The 17,902-nt window shown below is 70.7% G+C and carries 19 protein-coding genes; 8 read left to right on the forward strand and 11 right to left on the reverse strand.

Going from position 1 to position 17,902, the window contains the following annotated elements; translation table 11 throughout:
- Positions 1–9 precede the first annotated feature (9 nt).
- Positions 10–849: an alpha/beta fold hydrolase gene (locus KV100_RS01090; protein ID WP_220341070.1), complete on the forward strand. Its 840-nt coding sequence runs from the start codon at positions 10–12 to the stop codon at positions 847–849.
- 19 nt (positions 850–868) lie between these two features.
- On the opposite strand, the gene KV100_RS01095 is transcribed toward KV100_RS01090, so the two are convergent.
- Complete coding sequence (locus tag KV100_RS01095; protein WP_220341071.1) at positions 869–1,240, reverse strand: PH domain-containing protein; 372 nt, start codon at positions 1,238–1,240, stop codon at positions 869–871.
- Between the two features lie 59 nt (positions 1,241–1,299).
- A complete protein-coding gene (locus KV100_RS01100) occupies positions 1,300–1,758 on the reverse strand; it encodes a hypothetical protein (protein ID WP_220341072.1) in 459 nt (152 codons plus the stop codon).
- A gap of 102 nt (positions 1,759–1,860) precedes the next feature.
- Between KV100_RS01100 and KV100_RS01105 the strand changes: the two genes are divergently transcribed.
- On the forward strand, positions 1,861–4,071 hold the full coding sequence (locus KV100_RS01105) for a glycoside hydrolase family 15 protein (protein WP_220341073.1): 2,211 nt from the start codon (positions 1,861–1,863) through the stop codon (positions 4,069–4,071).
- A 26-nt stretch (positions 4,072–4,097) separates the two neighbouring features.
- Here the strand turns inward: KV100_RS01105 and KV100_RS01110 are convergent, their stop codons facing one another.
- The 6 genes from KV100_RS01110 to KV100_RS01135 form a co-directional block, all read right to left on the reverse strand.
- Positions 4,098–4,892 carry an SDR family oxidoreductase gene (locus KV100_RS01110; protein WP_220341074.1) on the reverse strand — a complete coding sequence of 265 codons (795 nt, stop codon included), beginning with the start codon at positions 4,890–4,892 and terminating at the stop codon, positions 4,098–4,100.
- A gap of 172 nt (positions 4,893–5,064) precedes the next feature.
- A complete protein-coding gene (locus KV100_RS01115; protein ID WP_220341075.1) occupies positions 5,065–5,901 on the reverse strand; it encodes an SDR family oxidoreductase in 837 nt (278 codons plus the stop codon).
- A 74-nt stretch (positions 5,902–5,975) separates the two neighbouring features.
- Positions 5,976–7,349, reverse strand: a complete 1,374-nt coding sequence (locus KV100_RS01120; protein ID WP_220341076.1) for a hypothetical protein — start codon at positions 7,347–7,349, stop codon at positions 5,976–5,978.
- Positions 7,346–8,029 carry an ABC transporter ATP-binding protein gene (locus tag KV100_RS01125; protein WP_220341077.1) on the reverse strand — a complete coding sequence of 228 codons (684 nt, stop codon included), beginning with the start codon at positions 8,027–8,029 and terminating at the stop codon, positions 7,346–7,348. Before KV100_RS01125 ends, KV100_RS01120 begins: the two co-directional genes overlap by 4 nt.
- Positions 8,026–8,544 carry a PadR family transcriptional regulator gene (locus KV100_RS01130; RefSeq protein WP_220341078.1) on the reverse strand — a complete coding sequence of 173 codons (519 nt, stop codon included), beginning with the start codon at positions 8,542–8,544 and terminating at the stop codon, positions 8,026–8,028. Before KV100_RS01130 ends, KV100_RS01125 begins: the two co-directional genes overlap by 4 nt.
- A 59-nt stretch (positions 8,545–8,603) precedes the next feature.
- Positions 8,604–9,770: a sugar MFS transporter gene (locus KV100_RS01135; protein WP_220341079.1), complete on the reverse strand. Its 1,167-nt coding sequence runs from the start codon at positions 9,768–9,770 to the stop codon at positions 8,604–8,606.
- A gap of 30 nt (positions 9,771–9,800) precedes the next feature.
- Between KV100_RS01135 and KV100_RS01140 the strand changes: the two genes are divergently transcribed.
- The 5 genes from KV100_RS01140 (at position 9,801) to KV100_RS01160 (ending at position 14,482) form a co-directional block, all read left to right on the forward strand.
- Positions 9,801–10,850 carry a LacI family DNA-binding transcriptional regulator gene (locus tag KV100_RS01140; protein WP_220341080.1) on the forward strand — a complete coding sequence of 350 codons (1,050 nt, stop codon included), beginning with the start codon at positions 9,801–9,803 and terminating at the stop codon, positions 10,848–10,850.
- 89 nt (positions 10,851–10,939) lie between these two features.
- Complete coding sequence (locus KV100_RS01145; protein WP_220341081.1) at positions 10,940–11,914, forward strand: ABC transporter ATP-binding protein; 975 nt, start codon at positions 10,940–10,942, stop codon at positions 11,912–11,914.
- Positions 11,911–12,729 (forward strand): ABC transporter permease, encoded by an 819-nt coding sequence (locus KV100_RS01150; RefSeq protein WP_220341082.1) that lies wholly within the window; start codon positions 11,911–11,913, stop codon positions 12,727–12,729. The genes KV100_RS01145 and KV100_RS01150 overlap by 4 nt, the downstream gene beginning before the upstream one ends.
- Positions 12,726–13,865, forward strand: a complete 1,140-nt coding sequence (locus KV100_RS19975; RefSeq protein WP_220341083.1) for a histidine kinase — start codon at positions 12,726–12,728, stop codon at positions 13,863–13,865. The genes KV100_RS01150 and KV100_RS19975 overlap by 4 nt, the downstream gene beginning before the upstream one ends.
- Complete coding sequence (locus tag KV100_RS01160) at positions 13,862–14,482, forward strand: DNA-binding response regulator (protein WP_220342446.1); 621 nt, start codon at positions 13,862–13,864, stop codon at positions 14,480–14,482. The genes KV100_RS19975 and KV100_RS01160 overlap by 4 nt, the downstream gene beginning before the upstream one ends.
- A 7-nt stretch (positions 14,483–14,489) precedes the next feature.
- Here the strand turns inward: KV100_RS01160 and KV100_RS01165 are convergent, their stop codons facing one another.
- A complete protein-coding gene (locus KV100_RS01165; protein ID WP_220341084.1) occupies positions 14,490–15,221 on the reverse strand; it encodes an SDR family NAD(P)-dependent oxidoreductase in 732 nt (243 codons plus the stop codon).
- Between the two features lie 53 nt (positions 15,222–15,274).
- Between KV100_RS01165 and KV100_RS01170 the strand changes: the two genes are divergently transcribed.
- Entirely contained in the window at positions 15,275–16,102 is an 828-nt protein-coding gene (locus KV100_RS01170) for a hydrolase (RefSeq protein ID WP_220341085.1), read from the forward strand.
- A gap of 7 nt (positions 16,103–16,109) precedes the next feature.
- Here the strand turns inward: KV100_RS01170 and KV100_RS01175 are convergent, their stop codons facing one another.
- Both KV100_RS01175 and KV100_RS01180 read right to left on the reverse strand, forming a co-directional pair.
- Positions 16,110–16,694, reverse strand: a complete 585-nt coding sequence (locus KV100_RS01175; RefSeq protein WP_220341086.1) for a dihydrofolate reductase family protein — start codon at positions 16,692–16,694, stop codon at positions 16,110–16,112.
- A gap of 74 nt (positions 16,695–16,768) precedes the next feature.
- Positions 16,769–17,785 (reverse strand): magnesium and cobalt transport protein CorA, encoded by a 1,017-nt coding sequence (locus tag KV100_RS01180; protein WP_220341087.1) that lies wholly within the window; start codon positions 17,783–17,785, stop codon positions 16,769–16,771.
- Positions 17,786–17,902: the final 117 nt, after the last annotated feature.

A 17,902-nucleotide genomic window follows, 5' to 3' on the forward strand; every position in this document is an offset into this window, starting at 1 on the left:
GGGATCCCCATGAACATCACTGCCCCCGACGGAACTCGCCTCGGCTATCGCCGAGTCGGTGCTGGCTCGCCGCTGGTGTGCGTCCCGGGAGGTCCGGCGTTGCCCGCCGACTACCTCGGCGACCTGGGCGGCCTCAGCGACGAGGCGGAGCTGGTGCTCCTCGACCCCCGGGGGACCGGTGCGTCCGAGGCGCCCGCCGACCCCGCGACGTACCGGTGCGACCGGCTGGTCGACGACGTCGAGGCGCTGCGGCTGCACCTCGGCCTGGACACGCTCGCGCTGCTCGGCCACTCGGCCGGGGCGAACGTCGTCTACCGATACGCCGAGCAGTATCCGGACCGCGTCGAGCGACTCGTGCTGATCACTCCGAGCACTCGGGCCGTCGGCGTCGAGATCAGCGACGAAGCCCGGTCCGAGGTGGCGCGCTCGCGAGCGGCCGAGCCCTGGTACGCCGACGCGGCGGCCGCGCTCGACCGCATCCAGTCCGGCGCTCCCGACGAGGCGGACTGGGCCGCGATCACCCCCTTCACCTACGGGCGGTGGGACGACGAGGCCGCCGCGTACGACGCCGAGATGGACGCGGCTCGCAACCCGGTGGCAGCCCAGGAGTTCGGCGCCGACGGGGCCTTCGAGCCCGAAGCCACGCGGTCCGCCCTGGCAGCGCTCGACATCCCGGTCCTCGTCCTCGCTGGGAGCGTGGACGTGGGCAATCCGGTCGGCCCGTTGAAGGAGCTCGCCGCCCTGTTCCCGCGCGGAGAGCTCGCGGTGCAGGACGGCGCCGGCCACTTCCCGTTCTTCGACGACCCGGCGGCCTTCCGCGCACTCGTGGCCGGGTGGTTGGCGCGCTGAGGCCGGTCGGGCGACCGTGTCAGTGGTTGCCGAGCACGGCCCACGCGATCAGGCTGTCGATCCGCCGGACGTCCGCGCCCTTGCTGAGCTTGACCTTGATGTGGCCGGCGCGCGTCCAAAGCTCGATCTCCGAGTTCCAGTCGAGCCGGCCGGCGTTCTCCGACGACCACATGTTGATCGTGTTGTACGGAAGCGAGTAGATCTCGACCTTCTTGCCGGTCAGCCCTTGTGCGTCCCGCACGATCAGGCGTTTCGACGTGAAGACGGCGCTGTCGCGGAAGGTCTTGAAGGCGGCGACGGGTTCCTCGCCCGGCACCAGCAGTGGCCTCACGTCCTCGGGGATCGGGATCTCGTTCTGCAAGGTCCAGGCGGCAATCGGGGCGGTTTCCATGCGGGTGCTCCTCAGAGCTCGATGACGATGTCGCGGAACAGACTGCCGTACGAGCGCCGTCAGACGGCCGTGTTCCGGATCATCTGCTGGAGGACCTTCACCGTCGTCGCATAGTCGGCGTCGTCGATGCCGCGATGGATCGCCTCCCGGATCGCCGGGGTGTGCTGCTTGAACGCGACACGAGCCTCCTCGCCCGCATCGGTGAGCCAGAGCCTCCCCTCGGCATCGCGAGTCAACCATCCGCGGTCCAGCATGACCTCCGCTTCGGCAGCGAGGTCGTCCTCGACTCTGAGGTAGGAGCTCATGGCCTGCTGGAGGGCGGGGACGGTCATGCCGTGGCCGTCGGAGGAGATGTCGTTCTTCGACAGGTTGCGCAGCAGCCAGAACTGCGGCTGGGTGAAGCCGAGCGCGGCTTGCTTCGCGCGGATGAACGCGATCACCGACTCGTAGGCGACCCCGGTCCAGTAGGCGACCGGTTGCGCGGTCACGTCGGCGTCTGCGGTTTGCTGTGTCGTCATTCGACGACCGTAGGACTTCAAGCAACGTTGAGGTCAACACGCCGGGTTTGTGGTGCAGGTCACAGGGAACAAGACGGGCAGCGCAGCGCTCTGGAGGTCCCCATGCCCGCACCCCGCCCCGCCCGACGTCCTCTCGCCGCAGTCTTGGCCGCCACGGCCGCGGTGCTGCTCGGCGCCTCGTTGCTCGCGGCTCCGCCGGCCGCCGCAGCACCTGACGGCCCCGCGCCCGGGAGCCCCGGCGCCAAGAGCACCTGGACCGAGGCCGACAAGACCGGCTTCGGCACCGCTCGGGCTCGCCGCAGCAACGTGTGGTTCACACTCCAGCGTGGCCGGGTCGGCGAGGTCTTCTATCCCGATCTGTCGACACCGAGCGTGCGGAGCCTCGAGCTCGTCGTCACCGACGGCAGGAGGTTCACCGACCGCGAGTCCGTCGACATGCGTCCGGCCACCACGCGACCTGACGCACGCAGCCTCCGGTTCCGCCAGGTCGGCGGGCGAGCCGGTCGCTATCGCATCGTCAAGCAGGTGACGACCGACGCGCGCCGCGCGGCCCTGGTCGTCCGTGTGCGTCTGCAGTCGCTGGACGGGCGCCGCTACCGCCTGTTCGTACGGCACGACCCGGCCCTGAACAACGGCGGAATGGATGACCGTGCCCGTACGGTCGGCCGGACGCTGGTCGCCAGTGACGGCCAGGTCGCGACCGCGCTGCGGTCCCGTCCGCGCCTCGGCGCGAGCAGCAACGGGTACGTCGGTCGTGCCAGCGACGGGTGGCGTGACCTGCGCCGTGACCACCGCCTCGACCGGCGCCACCGCTCGGCCGGACCCGGCAACGTCGTCCAGACCGCCCGCGTCAGCCGTGTCACTGGTCTGCCGGGGCGACAGCGCGCCACGCTCACCCTGGGGTTCGGGCGACGCCCGGCTGCAGCACGTGCGACCGCCGCCGCGAGCGCCCGTACGGCGTGGTCCAGCATCCAGCGCCGGTACGACCGCGGATGGCACCGCTATCTCGCCTCGCTGAAGCGGGTTCCCGCGTCGGCGGCTCCGGTCCGGCGGCAGTACCTCGCTTCCGCGCTCGTGCTGGCCGCCGCCGAGGACAAGCGCAACCCCGGTGCCGTCGTCGCCTCGCCGTCCGCGCCGTGGGTGTGGGGCGACGAGATCCCCGAGCTCTCCTCGCCGTCCGGCGCCTACCACCTCGTCTGGTCACGCGACTCGTACGAGTTCGGCAGCGCGATGTGGGCCATGGGGGACAAGGCGGCGGCGCGACGCATCGTCGACTGGCTGTTCCGAGTGCAGCAGGAGCCCGACGGATCCTTCCCACAGAACTCCGACGTCGAAGGCGATCCGGTGTGGTCTGAGCTCCAGCTCGACGAGGTGGCGCTGCCGATCGTGCTCGCGCGGCTGACCGGCAAGACCGACCGCGCGACGTACCGGGGGGTAAAGCGCGCGGCCACCTTCCTCGAGCGTTTCCGCGACGAGGAGACCGGGCGCCCCGCGCCGTTCTCGCCGCAGGAGCGCTGGGAGAACCAGTCCGGCTACTCGCCGAACTCGATCGCCGCGCAGATCGCCGGCCTGGTGTGCGCCGCCGACATCGCGCGCAGGAACGGCGACCAGGAGTCCGCGGGCCGCTGGCTCCGCCTCGCCGACCGGTGGGCGTCCCAGGTCAAGGGCTGGACCGTCACCACAAACGGCCCGCTCTCGACGCGTCCGTACTTCCTGCGGCTCACCAAGAACGGGCTCCCCGACACGGCTTCGCCGTACGAGATGGGTGACGGGGGACCCGTCAGCATCGACCAGCGCCGGGTGGTCGACCCGAGCTTCCTCGCCCTCACCCGGTGGGGGATCCTCCCCGCGAACGACCCGGTGATCGCGTCGTCTCTCGCTGTCGTCGACCAGGAGCTGAAGGTGCAGACGCCGAACGGTCCGTTCTGGCGCCGGTTCAGCTTCGACGGGTACGGCGAGACGCGCGAAGGTCGCCAGTGGGAGATCACCGAGCCGGGCACGGGCACCACGCTCGGCCGGGCCTGGCCGCTCCTCACCGGTGAGCGGGGTGAGCAGGAGGTGGCCGCCGGGCGCGACGCGTCGTCGTACCTCGCCGCGGTGGCGGCGGCCGCCAACGAGAGCGACATGATTTCCGAGCAGGTGTGGGACGGCCGACCACCGACGGGCAGACCCTGCTGCCAGCTGGGGGAGAACACGCGTGCCGCGACGCCGCTCGTCTGGTCGCACGGGCTCGTGGTGCGGCTGGCCTGGTCGATGCAGCGCGGCCGGCCCGCGGACCAGCAGGACGTGGTGGCGCGGCGATACCTCGACTGAGCGCGACCGGCGGCGACCGGCGGCCCTCAGACGTCGCGCCAGTCGGAGTTGGCCTGGTCGTGACCGTGCGCCGCCATCAGGCTCAGGCCGCCGTCGACCGTGAACGAGGCGCCGGTGACGTACGCCGACCGCGGTGAGGCGAGGAACCCGATCACCGAGGCGACCTCGGCGACGTGGCCGGGTCGTCCGAGGGGGTTGCCCGGGCGCTCCTGGTCGTACGCCTCGGACTCGTCCATGCCGGTCATCTCGGTGGCGATCTCGCCAGGGGCGACGGCGTTGACGGTGATGCCGTGCTCGCCGAGCTCGAGGGCCAGCACCTTCGTGAACATGCCGAGCCCAGCCTTGGCGGCACAGTACGCCGCGGAGCCCGCTCGGGGGAGGTGCTCGTGGACGCTGGTCACGTTGATGATCCGGCCTCCCTGGCCTGCGTCGATCATCACCTGAGCCGCGCGCTGCGAGGTGAGGAACGGGCCGTCGAGATCGGTCGCGATCACGTGCCGCCAGGTGTCGAGAGGGAGGTCGACGACCTTGTCGGAGTGACCCGTACCGGCGACGTTGACCAGCACCCCGAGGCCTCCGAGCTGTTCGACGAGCCGGTCGACCAGCGCTCCCGCGTCGGGGTTCGCCGCGTCGAAGGACTCGACGTACACCCGTTGCCCGCGTGCCTCGATCTCCTTGGCGGTCTCGCGGACGCCCTCGGTGTCGTGGTGGCAGGTGAGGCCGACGTCGAAGCCCTCGCTGGCGAGCAGCTGCGCCGTGGCCTGGCCGATGCCGGAGTCGCTGCCGGTGACGATGGCGAGCCGGGGATGCGTACGGGTCATGGGTCCTCCTGTCGAGTGGGTCCTCGACATCCGTTCCCCGTCAGCGCCGCACCACACCCGTACGCCCTAGGTGTCCCCGTCCCGCCGCGCGCCCGATTTGTGCAGTTGGTATGCGAACTCCGTGCCGAGAACCTTGACGAACTGCGCACATCGCGGACGGGGCCGCGGGAGATCAACGGAAGAGGTGTGCGTGGTCGCGCGCCCAGGTCGCGAAGCTGCGCGGGGGAGCACCGGTGATGTCGGTGACAGTGGTGGTGACCGGCTCGGGATCTGCGATGAACGACTCCCACCCGTCGAGGACGGCGTCGGGCGAGGAGAACCCTCCCAGCGCGGTGCGTAGCAGCTCGCGCGCCTCGTCTCGACCGAGGTCCTGCCATCGCAGGGCCCGCCCCAGCGCCTGACCGATCAGCGCCACCTGCTCGTCCTGCCGGAGGAGCTCGGGCCCACTGATCACGTGCCGCTGACCGGCGTGGCCGTCGCCGGTGAGGGCGGCGGCCGCGACGTCGGCGATGTCGCGCTCGTCGACGAGCGGGCGTCTCGCCGCGCCGAACGGCCAGCGCACCACGTCACCGGCACGGATCTGGTCGGCCCACATCTGGGTGTTGCCGGCGAAGCCGACCGGTCGCAGCTGGGTCCACTCACGCGCACGCTCCTCGACCTCGCGCTCGACGATCGCCCAGAACGACTGCGGTCTGCCCTCAGCCGCCTGCGCGGACAGGTGGACGACCCGAGGCGAGCGTGCGGCGATCGTCGAGACCACCCCCGGCGCCCAGCGTGCAGCGTGCTCGGGGGAGGAGAACGGCCACAGCAGGAACGTGGCGTCGGCACCGTCGGCCGCATCTGCCAGGGCGTCCAGGTCGAGGATGTCGGCCGCGACCACGTCCACTCCGTCAGGAACGTCCGTGCGGTCCACCGAGCGCGACATCGCACGCACCTTGTGTCCGTCGCTGACGAGTCGTTCGACGAGTGGGCGGCCTACCTTGCCGGTCGCTCCGGTTACGAGAATCATCGAAGTCCGTCCTTCCTACGAGTCGCCGATGTCTCGACCGACGCTAGGACTTCAACCTCGCTCGAGGTCAAGGACTACTCCGTTCGCAGGTTCTCCGCCGTGAGGGCACCTCGTACGACGCTGCGGGTCAGGCGGTTCGCGAGGTGGAGCGCGAGGACCATGAGGCCGATCGTCGCGACGAGTCCGACGAGCGTGGCGACGCCAGCACCGCTGTCGCTGCTGAGCGCGGCGATCGAGAGGGTGCCGATGACAGCGCCGACGACGGTCACCGGCAGCGCGACGAGACGTGCCTCCACCGCCAGCGAAGACGTGACGACCTCGGCAGGCACGCCGGTCGCAACCAGGGAGGAGATCTCGCGCCGCCGTTCGGCGACGGCCTCAGCTGATCGGACGACGATCGCGATGGCGATGATGCCCATCGACGCGACGATCGCTGCCAGGCATGCGAGCAGCGCGACGGTGAAGCTGGTGTCTACGTTGCCGCCGGCCCGAGTGTCGATCCCGAGACCGATGGCGACGCTGCAGGCAAGGGCGGCAGCGCCGGCGGTCGCGGCTGCGCGAGCTGCCGGTCGCGGATCGGCAGACAGACGCCGCGCGGCGAGGAGCGTCTCGACTCGGTTCGTCCGGACCGCGACCGCACGAGCGATCCTCCAGCCGAACCAGGGGGCAAACGCGGCGAGCGCGACGATCAACAGCGCGATCACGGGGATCATCACGACCTGAGAGTCGATGCCGGTCTCGACGAAGAGCGCAAGGGAGAGAACGGGGACGGCGACCACCACGAGGAGCAGCATGACCGGCCGCCAGATGCCGGGCGGGCGTGGCAGGGCCTTCGAGGCGAACCAGGCGTCTGCCGAGCGCCCGCCTGCGCGCGCTCCGACGACAGCCGCATCGGTTATCACCAGCAGGACGATGATGAGGGCCCACCACGCCGGGCCTGTCTCAGTGGGGACGAGCCCGCCGGCACCTCCGGGGTCGAAGCGTGGCCAGCCGAGGGTGTACCGCGACAGCTGCCAGAGGCCGAACCCGAGCACCACACCCACCGCGGTGGGCCCAACGACCTCGAGAGCTGCCCACCTGACAAGGTCCTGTCGCGTTGCCCCCGCCACCTGCAGCGAGGCGTAACGGCGGTCACGTGCTGACGACCCCAGGCGTACGGCCTGCCGCAGGAGGACGAGCAGGGGCACCGTCATGAGGAGGATCGCGAACAGGACTCCACCTCGCGTGCCGGGATCGGTGAGCGGTGCCAGCAGCACCTCCCCACCGCCGTTCGAGAACCCGTGCTCGGTGGGACCGTACGACACCCAGGACGCATCGGCCCTCGGATCGATCCGCGCAATCGAGGCCGCGATCAGCAGCAGCGCCACCACCGGAGCTGTGACGAGTGCGAGCATGGCTGGTCGTGCGCGTCCGGCAGCCGCGACCACCGCCAGCGCGGGCGGTCTCATGCCTGATCGACCAGACGCTCGACTGCCCCGTCGCGGAGCACCACGTCGCGGTCGGCCGCTGCGGCGACCCGGTTGTCGTGCGTGACGATCACGAGGCTGGCTCCGGTGTCGCGAGCTGTGGTGACGAGCAGGTCGAGAACAGACTCGGCGGAGACGGAGTCCAGGGCTCCCGTCGGCTCGTCGGCGAGGATCAACCGCGGGGCGGTGACGAGTGCGCGCGCGATCGCGACACGTTGCTGCTGCCCGCCGGACAGCTCTCCCGGGCGCTGGTCGGCGACCGCCCCGACGCCCAGCCGGTCGAGCCAGTCGAGGGCGATCGTCGTCGCTGCCGCGCGGTTCTTCTCCTCCAGCAGGAGAGGAAGTCCGACGTTCTCGGTCGCGGTCAGCTCCGGGACGAGCTGACCGAACTGGAGAACCAGACCAATCTCACGGCGTCGCAGCCGCGTCCTCGCCGTGGCGCTCAGCTGGTCGAGGTCGGTGCCGAGCATGTTCACCGTGCCGGTCTCGGGTGTGAGCACGCCGGCCAAGCACAACAGCAGCGTGGACTTGCCTGAGCCTGACGGGCCGGTGATGGCGACGGACTCTCCGTCGGCGACGCGGAGCGAGGCACCCCGCAGAGCGGGTGTGGGCCCGAACGCCTTGTGGAGGTTGGTCGCCTCCACGGTCGGGGGAGTGGTCATCTGCGGGTCCTCTCGACGATGCGGAGTCGGGATGCCTCGAGCCACTGGAGGTCGGCGTCGAGGTGGGTCAGGGTGTGGTCGAGCGCGATGCGCTGCGCGAGCTCGTCGGTCTCGGCGATCTGGTGACGCAGTCGCCGCATGGCTTCGAGATGATCGGCACGTTGGCGCTGCAGGAACCCGGCCGCGTCACCGCCCAGGCGCAACGCGGTCACGGTCTTGCGAACCAGGTCGATCGCGGCGTACTGCCCGGCGGGCTCGGTCTGCCCCAGCCATCGGTCGAGTGCCGTACGCCCGACGTCGGTGATCGCGTAGACGGTGCGCTCGGGACCGTTGCCGGGCATCGTCTCGAGCTGCTCGACCTCCCCGCGCTTCTCCATCGATGCCAGAGCCGCGTAGACCTGGCCGTACGCGAGGGGTTTCGTTGCAGGGAAGCGTTCGTCGTACGCGCGCTTGAGGTCGTACCCGTGCTCTGGCCCCTCGCTCAGGACGCCGAGGAGCGCGTGTGCCAGTGTCATGGCGAGGACTATACACAGAATGAATACACAGTGTGAATAGTCGAGGCCGACTGTCGTCGCTACCGCGACGCGGCGTGCGAGCCCGCCCGGAGCCCGGCGAGCAGCAGCGCGAGGCACGCGGCGATGAGCACGGGCTCGATCGCGAATGCCGTGGTGAGGCCGAAGCGGTCGGCGACGGTGCCGAGCAGGTACGGAGCGGTGATGACCACCAGGCCCCCGAGCAGCTGGGAGAGGGAGTTCGCACGGTCCTCGTGCCCGTCCGCGGCGCCGAGGCTGAGCGCGACCGAGAGCGGATACAGGTTGGCGATGCCGAGGCCCGCGACGAACAGGCCGAGGACGACCGCCAGCGTTGCCGTGCCCAGCCAGAAGAGCAGGAAGCCGCCGGTGGTCGTCACGAGCGAGAGGTGGAGCAGGGGAACGGTACGGCCGGGGCGCCGTGTCGCCGTCGCCCCGAGGAGTCGACCGACGAGCAGCCCGAGGAAGTGGCTGCTCATCGCGAAGGTCGCAGTCGTCGCCGTCAGGCCGATGGCTCGGAGCTGCTCCGCGCCGAAGTAGACGAGGCAGAACTCCACGCCCATGCCGCCTGCGGCAAGGCCGGCGAACAACCAGCAGGCGAGCGGCAGGCGGCCGTCCCGCCGTACGGTGCGCCGGTCCGACGGTGTGGGCATCGGCTGCCGTCGATACCGCAGGACGAGCCACCCGAGCCCGACCGCGGGGAGGAGGTACGCGACTCTCCAGCCGAGCGGGCCCACAGCCAGTGCGCCGAGGGCGAGGGGTGCGACCACGGCGCACGCGGCGGCGCCGATGTTGGCCTCGGTGAGTGCGCGGTCCCGACGTGCGCCGTGGCGGTCGGACAGGATCCCCTGGATCGTCGCGAGCAGTGTCGTCCCGCCGAGCCCCAGGACCCAGCCGCCGAGCAGGGTCAGTGACGTGGTCGATCCCGCCACGAAGGCGAGGGCGCCGAGGGTGGCGAGCGCGGCCGAGCCCCACAGGAGCGCGGCACGGGACAGCCTTCGGGCCGCGAGGGGGAAGGTGATGCCGGTCATCACGGTGCCGATGGACCAGACCGCGGTGTGCACGCCGAGCATCGTGTAGGAGAAGTGCAGCTCGTCTCGCAGCAACGAGAGCGCGGGGCCGTAGCCGTAGTTCCAGAACGCGAAGCACAGCAGCGCGGAGTAGGAGAGGGCGGTCGAGGCGTCCCTGCTGAAGGAGGTCTCGCTGGTCATTGTGTAACGCTACACAGATAGAGTGACGTCATGCAACCGTCATCTCGCCCGTCCTCGTCGCGACGCGTCACGATGACCGACGTGGCCCGCGTCGCGGGGGTGTCCCCGATGACGGTGTCCTACACCTACAACCGCCCGGACCGCGTGTCGGAAGAGAGCCGGGCCAAGGTCCTCGACGCCGCGGCGACGCTGGGCTATCCCGGTCCGGACCCCAGCGCGCGCTCTCTCCGGTACGGCGCCACGCAGACCCTCGGCGTGGTGCTCGGCGAGCACCTGACGTACGCCTTCGACGACCCCCAGGCCGTCGCCTTCCTGGCCGGCGTCGCCGAGGTGTGCGCCGAGCGCGGGTACGGTCTCCAGATCGTGCCGACGGGTACGGGGGAGGGCGACCGAGACCGGGTGGTCGGTGCGGCCGTCGACGCGTACGTGGTGTGGACGACCACCGCCGACGACCCGATCCTGGAGGCGGCCCGCAGCACGCGACGTGCCGTCGTCGTCCACGGAGGGCCGAGCCTCGAGGGTGCGACGCTGATCGGCATCGACAACCATGCCGCCGCGCGAGAGGTGGGGGCAGCCGTGTTCGCGACTGCTTGGCGTCCTGCGGTGCTGAGCCTTCCCGTGGACCGCCAGCGGGAGACCTTCCTGGCCCCCGGACTTGACCCGACGACCGTCGCGTACCCCGTGACCCGTGACCGGTTGGCCGGATACCGCGACGCGGCCGACGACCGCGGGATCGCGTGGTCCGACGTGCTCGTGGGTGTGTGCCGGACGAACGACCCGGGCGACGCCCGATCGGTCATGCGGCAGATGCTCGACGTGGCACCAGACATCGACGCTGTCGCCGCGATGAGCGACCAGCTCGCGGTCGGCGCGCTCGAGGCCATCCCCGGCACGGTGCGGATCAGCGGCTGGGACGACTCCGACGCCGCTCGAGAGCGCGAGCTCACGACGGTGGCCCAGTCGCTGCGCGAGCAAGGCGTCGCCTGCGCCACCGCCGCGCTCGGTGACCCGGCACCGGACCACCGCGACGCGTGGAGAGTCGTCCGCAGGGCGTCGACCGAGAGAACCGGCCGCCGATGACATTCGTCATGGCTCAGGCATTGCCTCTCCACACGCACCGGTGACATCGGGCACTACTGGCGGTGTCCCCGCCCCGGCAGGGTGGAGACATGAGCGAAGACCTGAGAACAACCAGGACCGAGCACCGTGATCCGGTGATCGCGGTGCGCGGGCTCCGGCGCGTGTACGGCGAGGGGAGATCCGTCTTCGAAGCGGTCCGCGGGATCGATCTCGAGGTTGCCGAGGGTGAGGTGTTCGCGCTGCTGGGGACCAACGGTGCCGGGAAGACGTCGACCTTCGACGTGCTGGAGGGGTTGGCGGAGCCGACGGCGGGGGAGGTGCGGGTCTTCGGGCGCGACCCCGTCCGTGACCGGCGGCAGATCCGGCCGTACGTGGGGACGATGCTCCAGTCCGGCGGGCTCCCCGCCGAGCTGACCGTCGCCGAGACGCTGGAGATGTGGCGCGGGACGTGCAGCACGCCGACGACGGTGGACGACGTCCTCGAACGGGTCGGGCTGACCGACCGCGCCGGGGTACGCGTGGCGGCGCTCTCCGGGGGTGAGCGCCGCCGCGTCGACCTGGCCTGCGCGTTGCTCGGGCAGCCGCAGCTGCTGTTCCTCGACGAGCCGACCACGGGACTCGACCCGGAGAGCCGTCGGGGGACGTGGCAGCTGCTGTCCGACCTCAAGGCGGCGGGGGTGACGATGGTGCTCACGACGCACTACCTCGACGAGGCCGAGGCGCTGGCCGACCGGATCGCCATCATGCACCACGGCGCGATCGTCACGAGCGGCACGCTGCGCGAGATCGTCGACTCCGAGCCGGCCACGATCCGGTTCGATCACCCCGGCCTGGCCCTGCCTCCGCTGCGCGACGCGACAGTGGATGCAGGGGCTCGCGTCACGATCACCACCCCGGACCTGCAACGTCACCTGTCGGAGCTGTTGGAGTGGGCCGATGATCAGCGGCTGCGGCTCACCGGGCTGGATGCGCGCGCCGCCTCGCTCGAGTCCGTCTTCCTCCGTATCGCCCAGGGCGAACGCACCTCCGCGACCGCCGCCGTACCGATGGGAGCAACGGCATGACTACGACCGCGACCACCCCTGCCACGGTGCAGAGCCGTACGCGACCTCTGCTCGCGCTGGCGAAGGCGGAGTATCTCCAGTTCCGGAGGAACCGGACCCTGATGTTCATGGGGACCGCGTTCCCGATCGCGATCCCCCTGCTGCCGTACGTCGTGGGCCGCCGGACGGGCGGAAGCACACCCGAGCTGGCGGCGACCGCCCTCGAGATGGTCGCCTTCATCACCCTGGTCTTCGTGCAGTACTACTCGGTGCTGTCGATGGTCACCACCCGGCGCGGCGAGGGGGTGCTCAAGCGGCTGCGGACCGGAGAGGCCGCCGACTGGCAGATCATGTCGGCACCCGCGGTGCCTGGCGCGCTGCTCGCGTTCGCCGGCGCGGGAGCCGTCGCCGTCGTCGTCTACGCCACCGGCGCACCGATGCCGGTGAACGCGCTGGCGATGGTCCTCGGTCTGGTCGGCGGCCTCGTCGTGTTCGCGCTGCTCGCGCTGGTCACGGCAGCACACACCAAGAACGCCGAGGCCGCGCAGATCACCTCGCTGCCGGTCATCGCGCTCGCCACGGCCGGCCTGGGAAGCCTGCGCAGCGTCTTCCCCGACAACATCGCCGCGGTCGTCGACTGGACGCCGTTCGCCGCGGTCTCCGACCTCGTCTCGGTCGGAGCGCTCGGTCGGCCGCTGGCCGCCACGGATGCCGACGTGGTGGACTTCGCGGCATCCTTCGGCGAGCTCGGGCGCCCGGTTGCCACACTGGTCGCATGGACGGTCCTCACCCTCGTGGTCGTGCAGCGGAGCTTTCGTTGGGACGACCGCGGGTGACACGCGTCGCCTCGTGGTGGGGCGGGCTGAGCGACTGGCAGCGGTTCCGGCTCTACAGCCGGTTCACCCTCGAGGTGGCGCTCGGGGTGGTGCTCGTGGTGACCGCCCTGGTCGCGAGCACGGTGTGGGCGCGGATCGGGATCATCGTCGTCGCCCTGGCGATCGCGGTCGCGATCGAGGCACGTCCGGAGCTGGCCGACTGGCCGAGGGCGGTGCAGCGGTGGATGGCGGGTGCTGCCGTGTCGGTCGTGGTCGTCGTCGGTGCCGTGGCCTCGGTCGTCGTCCACACCTCCACGGACGACACCGCGGTCGACGACGCGCGTACGACCGGGGTGCTCGCCGTGCTCATGGTCGCCGTCGCGATCGTCCCGTTCCTGCGCTGGAGGTGGCCGGCCGTCGGGGTGCTCGCCGTCGTCGCCGGGTTGGCGTACGGCACCTCGCCGGCCGGGATGCTCGGCGTCGCGGTGGGTGTGGCGCTGGCGGGTGTGTTCATGACAGGGACCACGGTGCTGACGCTCTGGGCGCTGCGCGTCGTCGAGGACCTCGAGCGAGCCAGGTCGGTCGAGGCGCAGCTGCAGGTCGCCGAGGAACGACTGCGGTTCGCTCGTGACCTGCACGACGTGGTCGGCCGCGGGTTCTCGGCGGTCGCGGTCAAGAGCGAGCTCGCCGCGACGCTGCTGCGGGCGGGAGAGGAGGAGCGCGCCGCCACCGAGATGGAGGAGGTCAAGGTGCTGGCCGTCGAGTCGATGGAGCAGATGAGGGCGCTGGTGCACGGATACCGCGAGGTCAGTCTCGCCGCGGAGGTCGCCGGCGCGCAGTCCCTGCTGTCGGCGGCCGGTTGCCGGCTCGTCGTCGAGGGTGACGCCTCCGCCGTGCCCGACGCCTACCATGAGGCCGCCGCCTGGGTCGTCCGGGAGGGGACCACCAACATCGTCAAGCACTCCTCGGCTACCCTCGCGACGCTCGCGCTCGGAGCCGACGGCATGTCGTTGACCAACGACGCGCCGCGTGCGGTGTCCGAGGTGCGATCGGGGCAACAGGGGCTGGCCGAGCGGCTGGCGGCCGTGGGCGCGACGATGCGGACCGTGGCACGCGATGACGAGTACGTCCTGGAGGTTCGGTGGCCGACCCGATGATTCCCGTGCTCCTGGCTGATGACGAGACCCTGATCCGTACGGCGGTCGCGACGATGCTCGACCTGGAGGCGGACCTCGACGTCGTCGCGCACGTGGAGTCAGGGGAGGAGCTGCTCGCGGTCTGGCAGCAGCGGGCACGCTCCGGCGAGCCCCTCGGCGTCGCGGTGATCGACCTGCAGATGGGTGGGCTCGACGGGATCGAGACCGCGGTGCGCGTCCTGGAGACCACTCCCGAGGCCGGCATCCTCATCGTGACCAGCCACGGGCGTCCGGGATATCTCAAGCGGGCGCTGTCGGTCGGCGTACGCGGGTTCGTCCCCAAGACGAGCTCCGCGGCGACGCTCGCGTCGGTCATCCGTACGGTCCACCAGGGTGGCCGCTATGTCGACCCGTCGCTGGCGGCGGAGGCGATCAGCGCCGGTGACTCGCCACTGACCGCACGCGAGGCGGACGTGCTCGAGTTCGCGCTCGACGGCGCGTCGGTCGAGGAGATCGCGCGACGTGCGCACCTGGCCGTCGGGACGACGCGCAACTACCTCTCGGCCGCGATGACCAAGCTCGCGGTCACCAACCGGTACGAGGCCGCGCTCAAGGCTCGCGAGCTGGGGTGGATCTAGCGGCTGGTCAGGCCGGGAGAGGGATGCCGGTGCGGGCCTCGAGCGCGTCGACCACCGCGTCCTGGAACCCGGGATCCGACGCGGCGGGATGAGGCGCCTGCGCAGCCTGGTGATACCAGTAGCCGCCCGTGCGCGGGTCGATCGAGTCCGTGTCGGCGGTCGCGAGCCACACCTGGGTCCGGTGACCGTCCTCCAGGCTCTCCGGCGCCGACGGGCCACCCATCCGGGTCGGCACCCAGCCGGGGTCGACGGCGTGCGACAGGGTCTGCGGCAGGCGGTGAGCCAGCGCCAGGGCCAACGCTGTGACGAAGAGCTTGCTGTCTCCGTACGAGGTGCGGCCGGGCCGCGCGAAGTCGGGAGCCAGACGTTGCGGTGAGCCGGAGTGGTGCAGCCCGCTGCTGAGGAAGATCGCCCGCTTGGGCGGTGTCATGATCGCGGTGAGGACGAACGGTGCCACTGTGTTCACGGTGAGGACGTCGTCGCCGCGCATGACGCCGGCGTTGTGGACGACGGCGTCGAACCGGCCGATCGCGTCAGCCCGTCGCGCGACCTCGGCGGTCTCCTCGCGGCGTGAGAGGTCGCCGTAGACGACGTCGTACATCTGCTCGAGGACGCGTACGTCCTCGATGCGGTCGGCGTTGCGGGCGTGCAGCACGACGTCGTGCCCGCCCGATGCGAGAGTCGTGGCGGTCGCGAGTCCGAGCCCCGTCGACGCTCCTGTCACCAGCAGCAGTGCCATGATCGCTCTGAACCAGAGGAGTCGTTCATGCTCCTCACTGTAGGGAGGTTGCGATGCAGATCTGTGCGACGTGCGGCGTCGAGTACAGCGAGCCGCTCCCCGAGGTGTGCCCGATCTGTGCCGACGAGCGCCAGTGGGTGCCGGTCGACGGTCAGCGCTGGACCACGACGGCGGAGCTCGGCGCGGCAGGCCAGCGACTGGTCTGGACCGACCGCGAGCCAGGTCGTGCCGAGCTCGCCACCGACCCGAAGGTGGGGATCGGTCAGACCGCGCAGCTGGTGACGACGGAGCAGGGATCGCTGCTATGGGACCCGCCCGGCTACGTCGACGACGAGACCGCCGCCCGGATCCTCGATCGTGGTCCCGTGCTGGCGGTCGCCGCCAGCCACCCGCACATGTTCGGCGTCCAGACCGCGTGGGGCGACGCCCTCGACGCTCCCGTGCTGGTGTGCGCGTCGGACGAGGGCTGGGTCGGACGTCGTACGGAGCGCATCGGGCTCTGGGAGGACGACCACGCGCTGGCGCCGGGACTGACCCTCCATCGCGTCGGCGGCCACTTTGCTGGCGCGGCGGTCGCTCACTGGGCCGGCGACGCCAGCGGGGGAGGACTCCTGCTCAGCGGCGACACGGTGTTCCCGAACCCCGACCGGCGGTCGCTGGGCTTCATGCGCAGCTATCCGAACAAGATCCCGCTGTCGGCGGCCGTCGTCCAGGCGATCGCCGACCGGCTGAGCACCCTCGACTTCGACCGCATCATCGGCAACTTCGGCAACCCGATCGACGGTGACGCGAAGGCCGTTCTCGCGTACTCCGCCGCCCGCCACATCGCCTGGGTGCGGGGCGACCACGACGACGAGACCGGCATCCGGACCGGCCGGTGAGGCAGGGTCAGCGGTGCGGGCTCGGTCGATAGACGAGCTCCTGGGTGCGGCCGTCGAGGGTACGGGCCTCCAGCAGCTCGAGGTCGAAGTCGGCCGCGCCGCCGAAGATGGGGGCCGTCCCCGTCTGACCGCTGATGACGGGAAAGAGGGTCACCTGGAGGCGGTCGACGAGGCCGGCCGCCATCAGCGCGCGGTTCATCGACAGGCTGCCGTGCGAGCGCAGCGGCACGTCGGACTCCGCTTTGAGACGGGCGACGACGTCCACGGCGTCGCCGCTCGCGACGCTCGCGTTCGGCCAGTCGAGCGGTCCTGTGAGGGTCGACGAGACCACGGTCGTCGGCATGCTCACCATGCGGTCGTTGATCGGGTCTGCCCCTGGTGTCCTCTCGGCGCTCGGGCCCAGGATCTCGACGAACTCCCGATAGGTGTTCGCGCCGAGGACCATCCTCTGCTCGGCCTCGTACTGGGCGAGGCGGTGGGCGAGGAACTCAGGGCCCTGCTTGCCCCAGTAGCCGCCCCAGTCGCCACCCTCTCCGTACGAACCGAAGCCGTCGAGGGTGGAGACGATGTCGAACGTGTAGCTGGCGGTCATGCTGATCTCCTCGCGGGGCTGGGTCGACTCTCTGCAGAGGAGACCGGCTCCGCGCCGAAACTCATCGGCGTCGGCTAGAGCCAGCCACGTCGTTTGAACACGACGTAGAGCGTCGCGCACACCAGTGCCATCAGCGCGATGGCGAAGGGGTAGCCGAACAGCCACCCGAGCTCGGGCATGTGCTCGAAGTTCATCCCGTAGATCGTGCCGACGAGAGTGGGCGCGAAGAGGATCGCCGCCCACGAGGAGATGCGCTTGACCTCCTCGTTCTGGAGCAGGCTGGCCTCGGTCAGACGCTGCATCTCCTCGTTCTGCCGTTGGCCGACGAGCGTGGAGTTGACGGCGAGGATGTTCTGGAGGAGCAGCCGGAAGCCCTCCACCCGCTCGACGACCCGGATCACGTGGTCCTCGACGTCGCGCAGGTTGCGTCGCAGCTCCTCGTCGACCTCGTACTTCTCGAAGCCGCTGCGCAGCGCGTCGAGCATGCCGATGAGCGGGCGGGTGGCGCGTTGGAACTCGATGACCTCGCGAGACAGCTCGTAGATGCGTCGCGAGACCGCGGGGTCGCCGGCGAACACCTGGTACTCGATCTCGTCGATGTCGTTCTCCAACCCGTCGACGACCGGACCGTACTCGTCGACGACCTCGTCGAAGATGGCGTACAGGACGGCTTCCGGGCCGAGGGAGAGGAGGTCCGGCGCTGCCTCGAGGCGACTCCGGACGTGTCCGAGGTTCGGAGCCTCTGCGTGCCGGACCGTGACGACGAAGTCGGCTCCGGTGAAGACGTGGACCTCGCCGAACTCCACGCGCTCCTCGGCGTCGAGATAACGCGCCGGCCGTAGGACGGTGAAGAGGACGTCGCCGTAGCGCTCGAGCTTCGGGCGCTGGTGAGCACGGATCGTGTCCTCTACCGCGAGCTCGTGGAATGAGAACTCCGCGGCGACCGAGTCGATCTCCTCGCGTGACGGACGGTAGAGGCCGATCCAGCCCATGCCGTGCTCGTCTCGCAACAGCTCGTAGGTGTCCTCGAGGGTCGGCGGCTCCACCTTGCGTGCCCCACTGACGTACACGGCGTTGTCGACGATCCCCATCGCGCCTCCCCTCGTTGCCACGCCGACCGTACCCCGCTGACGCGCGTGAGGCGCTGACGCCACCGGGATTCGGCAACCTCAGAAGGACCGGATCCGGCCGCGGCGCCGACCCGCGGC

It is taken from the genome of Mumia sp. zg.B21 (genome assembly GCF_019550855.1).
Classification (GTDB): Bacteria; Actinomycetota; Actinomycetes; order Propionibacteriales; family Nocardioidaceae; genus Mumia.